This window comes from Kushneria indalinina DSM 14324 (genome assembly GCF_003385845.1).
Taxonomy (GTDB): Bacteria; Pseudomonadota; Gammaproteobacteria; order Pseudomonadales; family Halomonadaceae; genus Kushneria; species Kushneria indalinina.
Map to the genome: position 1 here is coordinate 251,210 of NZ_QRDJ01000006.1, position 12,929 is coordinate 264,138.

Annotated in this window: 12 protein-coding genes; 8 read left to right on the plus strand and 4 right to left on the minus strand. The window is 62.7% G+C overall.

Translation table 11 applies throughout. The annotated features are described in order from the left end of the window. The first annotated feature begins 101 nt into the window (after nucleotides 1–101). The 8 genes from hemG to C8D72_RS01215 all read left to right on the plus strand — a co-directional run bounded on the left by hemG (nucleotide 102) and on the right by C8D72_RS01215 (nucleotide 8,608). Nucleotides 102–1,493: a protoporphyrinogen oxidase gene (gene hemG / locus C8D72_RS01180; RefSeq protein WP_115852596.1), complete on the plus strand. Its 1,392-nt coding sequence runs from the start codon at nucleotides 102–104 to the stop codon at nucleotides 1,491–1,493. 104 nt (nucleotides 1,494–1,597) lie between these two features. Continuing rightward, the gene (gene phnD, locus C8D72_RS01185) at nucleotides 1,598–2,557 is read left to right on the plus strand and encodes a phosphate/phosphite/phosphonate ABC transporter substrate-binding protein (protein WP_115852597.1); all 960 of its coding nucleotides are present in this window, start codon (nucleotides 1,598–1,600) and stop codon (nucleotides 2,555–2,557) included. A gap of 64 nt (nucleotides 2,558–2,621) precedes the next feature. Continuing rightward, a complete protein-coding gene (gene phnC, locus C8D72_RS01190; protein ID WP_115852598.1) occupies nucleotides 2,622–3,437 on the plus strand; it encodes a phosphonate ABC transporter ATP-binding protein in 816 nt (271 codons plus the stop codon). After that, nucleotides 3,434–4,240, plus strand: coding sequence for a phosphonate ABC transporter, permease protein PhnE (gene phnE / locus C8D72_RS01195; protein WP_115852599.1), 807 nt, complete (start codon nucleotides 3,434–3,436; stop codon nucleotides 4,238–4,240). The genes phnC and phnE (C8D72_RS01195) overlap by 4 nt, the downstream gene beginning before the upstream one ends. Next, nucleotides 4,237–5,049 carry a phosphonate ABC transporter, permease protein PhnE gene (gene phnE, locus C8D72_RS01200; protein WP_115852600.1) on the plus strand — a complete coding sequence of 271 codons (813 nt, stop codon included), beginning with the start codon at nucleotides 4,237–4,239 and terminating at the stop codon, nucleotides 5,047–5,049. The genes phnE (C8D72_RS01195) and phnE (C8D72_RS01200) overlap by 4 nt, the downstream gene beginning before the upstream one ends. Nucleotides 5,050–5,334: 285 nt before the next feature. Next, nucleotides 5,335–6,612: a dicarboxylate/amino acid:cation symporter gene (locus C8D72_RS01205; RefSeq protein WP_115852601.1), complete on the plus strand. Its 1,278-nt coding sequence runs from the start codon at nucleotides 5,335–5,337 to the stop codon at nucleotides 6,610–6,612. After that, entirely contained in the window at nucleotides 6,609–7,769 is a 1,161-nt protein-coding gene (solA, locus tag C8D72_RS01210; RefSeq protein WP_115852602.1) for an N-methyl-L-tryptophan oxidase, read from the plus strand. Before C8D72_RS01205 ends, solA begins: the two co-directional genes overlap by 4 nt. Beyond that, entirely contained in the window at nucleotides 7,766–8,608 is an 843-nt protein-coding gene (locus tag C8D72_RS01215) for a putative RNA methyltransferase (protein WP_115852603.1), read from the plus strand. Before solA ends, C8D72_RS01215 begins: the two co-directional genes overlap by 4 nt. Before the next feature lie 75 nt (nucleotides 8,609–8,683). Here the strand turns inward: C8D72_RS01215 and cyoD are convergent, their stop codons facing one another. From cyoD to C8D72_RS01235, 4 genes are read right to left on the minus strand one after another with little or no spacing between them, the layout of a single operon-like run. Continuing rightward, complete coding sequence (gene cyoD / locus C8D72_RS01220; protein WP_115852604.1) at nucleotides 8,684–9,031, minus strand: cytochrome o ubiquinol oxidase subunit IV; 348 nt, start codon at nucleotides 9,029–9,031, stop codon at nucleotides 8,684–8,686. Next, nucleotides 9,028–9,672: a cytochrome c oxidase subunit 3 gene (locus C8D72_RS01225; RefSeq protein ID WP_115852605.1), complete on the minus strand. Its 645-nt coding sequence runs from the start codon at nucleotides 9,670–9,672 to the stop codon at nucleotides 9,028–9,030. Before C8D72_RS01225 ends, cyoD begins: the two co-directional genes overlap by 4 nt. Further along, nucleotides 9,669–11,774 (minus strand): cbb3-type cytochrome c oxidase subunit I, encoded by a 2,106-nt coding sequence (locus C8D72_RS01230; RefSeq protein WP_115852606.1) that lies wholly within the window; start codon nucleotides 11,772–11,774, stop codon nucleotides 9,669–9,671. Before C8D72_RS01230 ends, C8D72_RS01225 begins: the two co-directional genes overlap by 4 nt. Continuing rightward, the gene (locus C8D72_RS01235; RefSeq protein ID WP_170140457.1) at nucleotides 11,771–12,718 is read right to left on the minus strand and encodes a cytochrome ubiquinol oxidase subunit II family protein; all 948 of its coding nucleotides are present in this window, start codon (nucleotides 12,716–12,718) and stop codon (nucleotides 11,771–11,773) included. The genes C8D72_RS01230 and C8D72_RS01235 overlap by 4 nt, the downstream gene beginning before the upstream one ends. Nucleotides 12,719–12,929 lie beyond the last annotated feature (211 nt).

Below are 12,929 nucleotides of genomic sequence, written 5' to 3' on the forward strand. Positions count from 1 at the left end.
CTGGCGGCAACGTGTCGCGTGTCATCTGTCGCCCGGAACGACGGCGCTGCGTATGCTGTTGTCATCAAGAAAATGGATGAACCAGGCAAGGGGAAGCACCGATGGAAGAGGGCAGCGTGAAGGATGATCGCCACGATGTGATCGTGATCGGCGGTGGCGCGACCGGGCTGGCGGCGGCGCGCATTCTGGCCCGACGCGGCAAACGGGTGGCGCTGCTGGAGCGCGAGGCGCGCGTGGGCGGCAATATCAGCAGCCGCAGTGATGGTGACTGGCAGACCGAGATCGGCCCCAACACGCTGATCATGAAGCCCCCACTCTACAACCTGCTTGAGGAGATGGATCTGCTCAAGGAAGCGCAGTCCGCCGGGCCCCAGGCCCAAAAGCGTTTTGTGGCCATGGATGGTCGGCCGGTCGCGCTGCCGACCCACCCGCTGCGCGCCCTGAATAACCCATTGATCGGTCGCGAAGGCTGGTCGCAGATCGTGCGTGAACCCTTTGTCAAACGCAGCAGTGCCCCTGAGGAGAGCCTGGCCGGCTTCGTCGAGCGCCGTCTGGGCCGGCGGGTGCTGGAGCGGATGGTCGATCCGTTTGTGTCGGGCGTTTATGCCGGTGACCCGCAACGGCTCTCGGTGCAGGCGGCCATGCCACGGCTGGTGGCGATCGAGCGTGAATACGGCTCGCTGATTCGCGGTGGAGTGGTGAAGTTCTGGCAGTCGCGCCGGGCCGAACCTGCCATGCCCACCGAGTGGCGGGGCAAGCTGGTGAGCTTCCCTGCGGGGCTGGGGCGCCTGGCCGAACGGCTCGGTGAAGAGATCGAGGCCCACGGCGGCGAGATCGCGTGTCAGTGTGACGTGGCCGCCATCAGCAAAGTAGATGATGGCTGGGAGGTGATCGACAGCGAGGGGCGCATCCGGCGCACCCGCGAGCTGGTGCTGGCGGTCTCGGCACCCGTGGCCATCCAGCTTCTGGCGCCGCTGGACGAGGCGCTGACCGCGCCACTCAATGAGATCGCCTATCCGCCGGTCAACGCGGTGGCGCTGGGCTTTCGCCGCGAGGACATCACGCATGCCCTCGACGGTTTTGGCGTGCTGATCCCGAGCATCGAAAAGCGCCGCACGCTGGGGGCGCTGTTCTCCTCGACCATCTTTGACGGTCGTGCCCCGGACGGGCACTGCCTGATCAACGCCTTTATCGGTGGTCGGCGTCAGCCTGAAGCGGCCGAGGGCAGCGATGCCGACCAGGTGCAGCAGGTCCTCTACGATCTGCGCGATCTGCTGGGCATTCGCGGTGACCCGGTCTGGCAGCAGGTCAGCCGCTGGCCGCAGGCCATTCCGCAGTATGAGCTGGGCCATCTGGATCGGATCAAGCGGCTGGATCAAGCGCTGGAACATCACGATGGTCTTTCGCTGGTGGGCAACTGGCGAGACGGTATCGCGGTGGGGGATTGCCTGGAAAATGGCCGTCTGCTCGGCGAGCGACTGGCCGCCGAATAGTCGAGACGGCAGTGGAATCGGTGCAACCGTCGCCGCTGTCGTTGTCCTGTCATATTCATTGCCCAGGATTGTCATCTCTATAGAACAATCCGGGGAATGAACTCATGCGAACGACCTCCTTTAGCGCGCTGGCTGCCTTTCTGCTGGCCCTGCCGCTGGCGCAGACGGCTCAGGCCGATTTTCAGTTGAGCAGCCGCTACAGCGACAGCGACGGCGACATGGTCGCGGATGTGCCCACCGATTCTTCGCAGTGGCGCGATCCGAGCACCCTCATCTTTGCCTACACCCCGGTCGAGGACCCGGCCATGTACGCCGACGTGTGGTCAGGTTTTCTCGATCACATGAGCGAGGTGACCGGCAAGCGGGTGCAGTTCTTCCCGGTGCAGTCCAATGCCGCACAGATCGAGGCGATGCGCGCCGGCCGTCTGCATGTGGCCGGCTTCAGTACCGGCACCACACCGCTGGCGGTGGCCTGCGCCGGCTTTCGCCCCTTCACCATGATGGCCGCCGAGGATGGCGCCTTTGGCTATGAGATGGAGATCATCACCTGGCCGGGCTCCGGCATTGACGATGTCGAGGGTCTCAAGGGCAAGGAAATGGCCTTCACGTCTGAAACCTCCAACTCGGGTTTCAAGGCGCCGTCGGCGATTCTGGATGCCGAGTTCGGCCTCCAGGCCGGACGCGACTACGAGACAGTGTTCTCCGGGGCGCACGACAGCTCGATCCTGGGGGTCGTCAATCATGACTATACCGCCGCGGCGATTGCCAACTCGGTGCGCGATCGCATGGTCGAACGCGGCGTGGTACAGGCCGATCAAATGACGACGCTCTATACGTCGCAGACGTTCCCGACCACCGGCTATGGCGTGGCCCATGACCTCAATCCCGAACTGCAGGAGAAGATTCAGGAGGCCTTCCGGACCTTTGACTGGCAGGGCTCGGGGCTTGAGAAGGAGTTTGGCAGCGGTGGCGAGTCGCAGTTTGTCGAGATCAACTTCAAGGACGACTGGGAAGTGATTCGCACCATCGATGAGGCCAACGGCGTGAGCTACGAGTGCGGTTGATGTCTATGGCGCCACTCATCCGGCCGGGCGATGGGCGCCCGGCCGCCACTCATGGAGGCGTGTCATGCTGACCCTCAAGGGGCTCTCCAAAACCTATCGCACCGGCGACAGTGCTCTAAACGAGGTTTCCTTCACCGTGCCGGGCGGCCAGATCGTGGGCCTGATTGGCCCTTCGGGGGCCGGCAAGTCGACCCTGATTCGCTGCATCAACCGGCTGGTCGAGCCCACCGCCGGCCAGGTCCTGCTGGGCAATATCGACCTGACGCGACTGGGTGGCGCCGGGCTTCGCACCCAGCGCCGGCGCATCGGAATGATCTTTCAGGAATATGCCCTCGTCGAGCGCCTGACCGTGATGGAGAACGTGCTTTCCGGCCGACTCGGCTATGTGCCGTTCTGGCGCAGCTGGACGCGTCGTTTTCCGGCCGAGGATATTCAGCGCGCCTGGGCGCTGCTGGACCGCGTGGGCCTGATGGCGCACGCCAACAAGCGCGCCGATGCACTCTCCGGCGGCCAGCGCCAGCGCGTCGGTATCGCCCGGGCGCTGGCCCAGGAGCCGGAGCTTTTGCTGATTGATGAGCCCACCGCCAGTCTTGATCCGCGCACCAGCCGCCAGATCATGCGGTTGCTCACCGATATCTGCGCCGAGCGCCATCTGCCGGCCATCGTTAACATCCACGATGTGCCGCTGGCAAAGCAGTTCGTGCAGCGCCTGATCGGGCTGCGCGCCGGCCAGGTGGTCTTTGACGGCGCGCCGCAGGCACTCGATGAGGCCATGCTGACGCATATCTATGGCGAGGAAGACTGGCAGCCGGCCGCGCCGGAGGAGGATGACGCGCCACCCGAGCCGACCATCACCGACGCGCGGGCGCTGGTCTCATGAGCACCTCGAACTATCCGCGCCACTGGAAGCGCCCACCGCAGATCATCCAGCACCCGGGCTGGCGGCTGGGGCTGGGGATTGCCGCCATGGTGTATCTGGTGCTGGCGATCGGCTCCCTGGAGATCGACTGGCAGCGGGTCAGCATCGGCCTGGAGCGTGGCCAGCGCTTCGTGGTGGGCTTTCTGCAGCCGGATTTTGTCAGCCGTCAGCGCGATATTGTGCAGGGGCTGAGCGAGAGCCTGACCATGACGCTGACCTCGACCGTGGTCGGCATTCTCATATCGATCCCGATCGGCATCGGCGCGGCGCGCAATCTAACGCCGCGGCCGGTCTATCTGGTGTGTCGCTCTATCATTGCGGTCAGCCGCTCGCTGCAGGAGATCATCATCGCCATCTTTTTGGTAGCGATGTTCGGTTTTGGCCCCTTTGCCGGATTTCTGACGCTCGCCTTTGCCACCATCGGCTTTCTGGCCAAGCTGCTGGCCGATGATATCGAGGAGGCAAGCCACGCGCAGCTCGAAGCGATACATGCCACCGGCGCCTCCTGGTGGCAGATGATCAACTACGCCGTCGAGCCGCAGGTGCTGCCGCGCCTGATCGGGCTGTCGCTCTATCGCCTTGACATCAACTTTCGCGAAAGCGCGGTGATCGGCATTGTCGGCGCCGGCGGCATCGGTGCGACGCTCAATACCGCCATCGATCGCTACGAGTACGACAGCGCCGGTGCCATTTTGCTGATCATCATCGCCATCGTGATGGTCTCGGAGTACACCTCGGGGCTGGTGAGGAAATGGGTACAATGAACGAGCCACAACACTACTCGCAGCTGTGGCAGTGGCGCACGCCGCGCGTGCAGCTGCTGCTCTGGGCCGGCTGGCTGGCGCTGGTGGCACTGTTTGTCTGGTGCTGGCAGGTGATGACCCAGGACACCATCTGGGCGTTCGTGCTGGATGCCCCGGCGCAGGCCGCCGATATCGGCAGTCGGATGGTGCCACCGCGCTGGGGCTATCTGCCCGAGCTGATGGCGCCGCTGTGGGACACGCTCAATATCGCCACCCTGGGCACGCTGGGTGGGGTGATCATGGCCGTGCCGGTCGCCTTTCTGGCTGCGCGCAATACCACCCCGAGCGTGGCGCTGGTGCGCCCGGTGGCGCTTTTCATCATCGTGACCTCGCGCTCGATCAACTCGCTGATCTGGGCGCTGCTGCTGGTCGCCGTCATCGGCCCCGGGCTGCTGGCCGGCATCGTGGCCATCGCGCTGCGCTCGATCGGCTTTGTGGCCAAGCTGTTGTATGAAGCGATCGAGGAGACTGACGCCCGCCAGATCGAAGCCATTGCTGCGACCGGCGCCGGTCGTGCCCAGGTCCTCAACTACGCCTACCTGCCACAGCTGCTGCCGGCCTTTTGCGGCATTTCGGTCTTTCGCTGGGACATCAACATCCGCGAAAGCACGATTCTCGGACTGGTCGGTGCTGGCGGTATCGGGCTCAAGCTGCAGGCCTCGCTCAACGTGCTCGCCTGGCCGCAGGTCACCATGATTCTGCTTTTGATCCTGGGCACGGTGGTGATCAGCGAGTGGGTCTCGGCGCGGATTCGACGGGCGATTATTTAGCTCTGATAACGACGGCAGGTGGACGGCAGCATAAAGTAGCGCCCCGGTATCCCGAATACCGGGGCGCTACTGCTTGAGTCCGACAGGTATGTCGCGACAGGAGACGTGACATTACCGCCTGCAGTTAGTGCTGGTGGGAATAAGCACATGCGCCCCTGCTGTACTTTCTTGCCCGCACGTTAATGGCATAATCCCCGCCCAGAGAAAAGCGGCTGTCTGTCAGGCCGTGACCGGTGTCCGTTCGACGCTGTGGTCAAGGCTGTTTCCCGTCTTCAAGGATGTCTGATGAAAACCCTGTTTCGCGCCTATCTCAAGGCTTCCCTGATCCTGCGCGTGACGCTGGCGCTGGTGCTGGGGGTGGTCGCCGGCCTCCTTGGCGGCGAGTACGTCACCTGGCTGGCGCCGCTGGGCGATCTGCTGCTGCGTCTTCTGCAGTTTCTGATCGTGCCCATCGTGCTCTTTACCCTGATGGTGGGTATCAATCAGGCCAATGTGAGCAGCATGGGCCGCATCGGGCGCAAGGTGTTGCTCTATTACGTGGTGACCACGGCGCTGGCGATCATGGTAGGACTGGCCGTGGCGACGCTGTTCAATCCCGGGCAGGGCATGACGCTGGACAGCAGCGCCAGCGTCAGCGTGCCGGAGAATCCGGGGCTGGTGCAGGTGCTGTTGAATATCGTGCCCAGCAACATCGTCTCGGCGTTTGCCGAACCCAACCTGCTGGGGATCATCTTCACCGCGGTGGTGTTTGGTCTGGCGCTACTGTTCATGCGTGCGTCCAGTGAGCAGCGTGAGATGGGCGACAATCTCTATCGCATTCTGGAAGGACTCAACGGTGTCACCATGAAGGTGATGGCGGGCGTGTTGCATGTCGTGCCCATCGGCGTGTTTGCGATCGTCGCCAACACGGTCAGCCAGCAGGGGCTCGAGACCATCCTGTCACTGGGCAACATGGTGATGGTGCTCTACATCGCACTGGGTGTGCATCTGCTGGTCTACTGCGTGCTGATGAAGCTTTTTGGCGTGCGCCTGCGGGATTTCTTTCGCGAGGCGCGCACGCCCATGGCGACCGCCTTTGCCACCCAGAGCAGCACCGGCGTGCTGCCGCTGAGTCTCAATGCCGCCAGTCGCATGGGGCTGCCGCAACCGCTGTACGGTTTCAGCCTGCCGCTGGGCGCGACCATCAACATGGACGGCGCGGCCATTCGTATTGCCATTTCGGCGGTGTTTGCCGCCAACGTGATGGGGACGCCGCTGGATCTGACCACCATGGCCGAGATCGTGCTGATCGGTACGCTGATTTCGATTGGTACCGCCGGGGTGCCGGGAGCAGGGATCGTGATGATCGCGACCGTCTTCTCCCAGGTCGGTCTGCCGATCGAGACCGTGGCCCTTCTGACCTCGATCGATGCGCTGGTCGGCATGGGCTGCACGGCGCTTAACGTCACCGGTGATCTGGCCGGTACGGCGCTGATCGCGCGCAGCGAGCGCAAGGAACGCAAGGCAGTGTCAAAAGCGAAAAGCGGCCCCGCCGAGTCCGCCAAAAGGGAGCCGCGGCTGTGACGACCACCACGGATTACCTGATCATCGGTGCCGGCAGCATGGGGCTGGCGACTGCGGACTGGCTGGCCCATCACACTGATTCCAGCGTGCAGCTGCTCGATGCCCACAGCCCGCCCCATACACAGGGTGCCCATCACGGCGAGACGCGGCTGTTGCGTCAGGCCTACGGCGAGGGCAGCAGCTACGTGCCGCTGGCCAAACGCGCGCTGGCGCTCTGGAAGGCGCTTGAAGCCGAGAGCGGCGAATCACTCTTTCTGCCCACCGGCGTGATCAACATCGGCCCGCCCGAGGCGCCCTTTATCGGGCAGGTCGAGGCCAGCGCTCGACAGCACGGTCTGGCGCTCGACAGTCTGAAGGGGGATCAGGTTGCTCGGCGCTGGCCCGGCTGGGCGCTGGACGCCACCATGAATGGCGGCTTCGAGGCTGAGGCCGGTGTGCTGTACGTGGAGCGTATTCTGGCGTGCTGGCGCGCCCGCGTTGAGCGCAGCCCGAACGTTGCGCTTGAAACCGGTGCCCAGGTCATGCAACTGGCGCGCCGCGAGCAGGGCGGCTGGGAGGCGATCTGCGCCGATGGCCGACGCTTTACCGCCGAGCGGGTGCTGCTTTCGGCGGGGCAGCACATCGCACCGCTGATGGCAGAACTGGGCGTTGATTTGCCGCTCACCCGGGTGCGCAAGACCTTTGCCTGGTATGACTGCGACGCGCGCTACGCGGTGGACAATTTTCCGGGGTTCAGCCTGAACACGCCTTCCAGCGGCGTCTATTATGGTTTTCCCGATATCGACGGGGCCGGCTTCAAGATGGGCCGCCATGACAGCGGCCAGCCGCTACCGCCCGGCGAGGCGATGGCCGAGTTTGGTGAGTTTGAGGATGACGTCAGCGAACTCCAGCAGGTAGTGGATCGTTACTTTCCCGGCGTTGGTGCACTGCGCTTTGGTGCGGTGTGTCAGTACATCCGCACGTCCGATGAGCATTTCCTGATCGATGAGCCGCTGCCCGGATTGATCGTGGCCGGCGGCTTTTCCGGTCACGGCTTCAAGTTTGCCAGCGCGCTGGGCGAGGCACTCGGCATCTGGCTGGCTGAGCAGCGTCGCCTGCCAGAGCTGGCCCTGTTTGAAATGGCGCGCTTTGCATCGCCGGGGCGCCGTCCTGCATGAGCATTGCGCCTTTCAATAGACTGACCTGTCCGCTCGATGGTGCGCCGCTTTGTCGTACCGAGTCAGGCTGGTGCTGCCCGCAGGGCCATACCTTCGATGTGTCGCGTCAGGGACACGTCAATCTGCTGCCGGTACAGAAAAAGCGCTCGCTTGATCCGGGGGACAGCAAGGCCATGATCGTCGCCCGGCGGCGCTTTCTGGAGGCCGGCCACTATCAGGGCATTGCCGAAGCCGTCAGCCGCCGGGTACTGGCTCAGGCACCTGAACATGACCGGCTTGCCGTGCTGGATGCCGGCTGTGGCGAGGGCTACTACCTGCGGGCGCTCGCAGACGCCGGGGTGGTGCAGCATGAGCTTGCGCTGCTGGGGCTGGATATCTCCAAGTGGGCGGTGCAGGCCGCGGCCGGGCGTGACAAGCGCATGCAATGGGTGGTGGGCAGCAACGCGGCGCTGCCGGTGCCGGATCACAGCCTGGATGTGGTGCTGTGCATGTTCGGCTTCCCGACGCCTGCCGAGTTTGCCCGCGTGCTCAAGCCCGGCGGGCTGCTTTTGGAGGTCGAGGCCGGGCCGGATCATCTGATTGAACTGCGTGAAATCATCTATCCGACGCTCAAGGCACCCCGCGAGCCTCGGCAGACGGCTGAGGTTGGATTTTCAGCCGATACGGTGGAGACCGTGCGCTACGCACTGTCGCTGGACAGCGCCGAGCAGATTGCGGACCTGCTGGTCATGACGCCGCATCTCTATCGTGCCAGTGCCGAGGGGCGCGCACGGGCCGAGGCCCTCACCCATCTGGATGTCACGGTGGATGTGCAGCTCACCAGCAGTCTGCGTCTTTAACGGGGTCGTATCTCGCAAGACAGCCCGGCCATGGCCGGGCTGTCTTGTATCGAATGCGCGCCTTGCGACCCTTTTTCAGGGCATCATGCCGGGCAGCATGCGCTTGTAAAGATCAAACAGAATCCACAGCGTGCCGCCGCACAGGATCACCAGAATCAGCACGGTGAAGAGAACCAGCAGTAGGTCTTCGCGCTTGTTTTTGGCCAGCGTAATGTGCATGAAAAAGCGCAGATGCACGATGACCTGGGCCAGCGCGCAGCCCCCGATCGTGAGCCACAGCGTCATGCGCTCGACATCGGCGAAGGCGACCAGCCCAAAGGGGATCAGCGTCAGCACCAGCGCCAGTCCAAACCCCCACAGATAGCTTCGCTGCTCGGTTTTGCACTCGCGGGCTTCCTGCTCGTTGAGTTGGCGCGTACTCATGACAGCCCTCCCAGATAGACCAGTGAAAAAATGCCGATCCAGACGATGTCCAGGAAGTGCCACAGGATCGCCAGGCGCAGAATGCCGGTCTTGACCGGAGCGTCCAGGCCGTGGACGGCCATCTGACCCAGAAGGGCCACCAGCCAGATACAGGCGCCGGTCACGTGCAGGCCATGCAGCGGCACCAGCGAGAAAAACGCCGACAGATAGCCGCTGCGCGAGGGCACGCCGCCCTTGTCGAACATGCTGTGAAAGTCCTTGAGCTCGAAGAACAGAAACGCAAGGCCAAGCGCCAGCGTGACCAGCAGCCACACCACCAGGCGCGCCTTGTCTTCGCGGTACTTGAGGGCAAGGGAGGCCATGCCGAAGGTGACGCTGCTGACCAGCAGGATCATGGTCTGAATGAAGGCGCTTTTGAGTTCGAAAAGCTCTTTGGGCCCCGGCCCGCCGGCGGTGCCGCCCAGCATGGTGACGTAGGTGGCAAACAGCAGCCCAAATAAAATCAAATCGCTCATCATGAACACCCAGAAACCGAACACCATCTCCTCGCGGGTGTCCTCTTCCTGGGCGTGCGCCGGCCCCAGATTGAGGCCGGGATGGCGACTGTTGCCTTCAAGCGCGCGAGTGTTGCCTGAACTCATTGCACGGCTCCCTCGATGGGTGGCACGGGTCGACCGTGATTGGAGGTGGTCTGCTCAAGCGACCGGTCGATCGGGTGGGTCAGCCTGACCTGTTCCAGCCAGTGCTCGTGGGTGCGCTGTACTTCACAGGCTGCAATGGTGCGGGTGGTGGTGCGCCCAAAGCCGCGGGCGATGACGGCGACCAGCGTTACCAGACCCGCGCCGATCACCAGCCACCACATGTACCAGGTCAGGCCAAAGGCCATGGCCAGACCGGTGATGCCAATGATTACGCCCATGGCACTGTTGGCCGGCATTTCGATATCGTCGTATCGATCCGGCGCCTGCCAGCCCTGGCCGCGGTCCTTCTCGGTCATGAAGGCATCGATGCTGTAGATTTCGGGAATCACCGGGAAGTTGTATTCCGGCGGCGGTGATGAGATGCCCCATTCCAGCGTTCGGCCATCCCAGGGGTCGCCGGCAAAGACGTTGTTGGCGTGACGGTCGCGAATGCTCACCCATAGCTGGATCAAAAGGCACAAAAGCGCCGCCAGGATCACCAGGGCGCCGATACCGGCGGTAATCATCCAGGGCACATACTGCGGTTCGAAATACGCCACCGAGCGACGCGGCATGCCCATCAGCCCCAGCACGTAGAGCGGGAAGAAGGCCAGCATGAAACCGATGATCCAGCAAAAGGCGGCCCGGTAACCCCAGCGCTCTTCCAGACGAAATCCGAAGGCCTTGGGGAACCAGAAGTTGGTCGCGCTGAGCATGCCGAACAGGAGCCCGGGGATCAGCATGTTATGAAAGTGGGCAATCAGAAACAGCGAGTTGTGTACCTGATAGTCCACGCTGGGCGTGGCGAGGATGATGCCGGTCATGCCGCCCAGCACGAACAGCATGATAAAGCCGATGGCATAGACCATCGGTACCGACAGGCGGATGCGCCCGCGGTACATGGTCAGCATCCAGTCATACACCTTCACCCCGGTGGGAATGCCGATCAGCATGGTGGCGATGCCGAAGGCGGCGTTGATGTGCGCGCTCTGGCCCATGGTGAAAAAGTGATGCAGCCAGACGGTAAACGACAGGATCGCAATGCACATGGTGGCAATGACGAGGATTTTGTAGCCGTAGATGCGCTTGCCGGAGAAGGTGGCAAAGATCTCGGAGAAGATGCCAAAGGGCGGCAGGATCAGAATGTAGACCTCGGGGTGACCAAAGGCCCAGAGCAGATTGACGTAGTTCATCATGTTGCCGCCCAGATCGGTGGTGAACATGTGAAAGTCGAGATAGCGATCCAGCGCCAGAAGCCCTGTGGCCACAGTCAGCGGTGGCATGCCAAAGATCATCAGAATCGCCGTGCACAGCGCCGTCCAGGTAAAGAGCGGCATGCGAAAGAGCGTCATGCCCGGGGCGCGTTTTTTGAAGATGGTGACGGCGAAGTTGATGCCGGTCAGCGTCGAAGAGAGCGTGGAAAGTGTCACCGCCCAGAGCCAGTAATCGACCCCCGCGCCGGGATTATAAGAAAGCTCCGTAAAGGGCGGGTAGCCGGTCCAGCCGCCGGTGGAAAAGGGCGCCAGTACCAGCGAGATCATGGTCAGGGCCGCGCCGGCCGCCGTCAGGCCGAGACTTATCTGGTTCATGACCGGAAAGGAGAGATCCCGCGCGCCGATCTGCAGGGGCATCACGTAGTTGATAATGCCGGTCAGAAACGGCATCGCCATGAAAAAGATCATGATCGTGCCGTGGGTGGTAAAGAGTTCCCCGAAATGCTCGGCGGTCAAAAAGCCGCCATCGAGCCCCACCGCCTGCTGAGCGCGCATGAACACGGCCTCAATGATGGCGCGTGACAGCATCACAAGGGCAATGACGATAAACATGATGCCGATCTTTTTATGGTCGGGGCTGGTCAGCCACTTCGACCACAGGTACTTCCACTTGCCAAGCCAGGTCACCAGCACGATGGCCGCCAGTATCCCCAGCACCACCATGCCGGCCGCGCCGGTGGCGATCACGCCGTTGATGATGCTCATGGCCGAATGATCGTCCAGCATGCTCCAGAAGGGCAGCGCGTCCCAGCCAAGACGGCCAAAAATCAGGCTCGTTGCATCGCTCATGGCTGCGCCTCCTTGTGCTGATGTGAGGACGATTGCGGGTCGGAAGCGGAAGATGTGTCATCGTCTGGGGGTGTTTGAATCACGCTGGTACGGGTGGCCCCCAGCTGCGGCGGCGAGACATCAGTCGTTGACCAGTCGATGGGCGAGCCCTCCATGATGATATGGAAGAGCCCGTCCGGCACCGGCGCGAAGCGAATCACCGCGTCGCTGTCATGCGTATCAAGACCGAGGGCGCGCGCCGCATCGCGGTTGTCACCCTTTTGCGCGATGATTTTGTAGGCACTTTGATTCAGCGGTTGCCCCTGCTCCCGGGTGCGCTGAACAAAGTCGTCAAAGGCGTCATCATCCACGGCGCGGGTAATAAAGCGCTGGCGGTGAAAGCCCTCGCCGTTGTACTGCATGTTCTTGCCTTCGAAACGGCCCGGGTGATCCGCCTTGAGGTGTAGCCGGGTCACCATGCGGTTCATGACATCGATCTGGCTGCCCAGCGCCGGGATAAAAAACGACTGCAAAACCGTGGCCGAGGTGAGCGAAAAGGCGATTGGTCGATCCACCGGGATAACCAGCTGACCCATCGTGGCGATCCCCTGGTCGGGATAGATGAAAAGCCATTTCCAGTCGTAGCCCACGACCTGTATTTCCAGTGGCGGCTTGTCGCCGGCAATGGGTCGGTAAGGGTCAAGCTCATGGGTCTGGCGCCAGACATAGACGCTTAAAATGGCAACGATCAGGATCGGTACCGCCCACATGACGATATCCAGCCAGCGCGACATGTACCATTTGGGTCGGTACACCGCGTGGCCGCGATAACGATAGCGCCACAAAATCAGCGGCGTCTGTATGATGACCGGGATCACCACGATCATGACCAGTGCGATGACGACCCAGAAATGATAACGCTGTGCCTCGGCGACCTGTCCCTGCGGGTTCATGAAGCCGGGCATGTCAGCGCCGCAGCCTGACAGCGCTACCAGGGGAAGCAGTACCGGGAAAAGGTGCAGAGCGCATCTTCCGCCCTGGCGTAAAAAGTATCCTGTGCGTCCCTTCACGGACATATCTCCTCAATCCTTGATACGAGATAGTTCCCTATGTCTCGACGTGCTCCGAGTCGGGCACCACTATAGCCAGACATTGTCGCTTAAGCATTACTGAAGG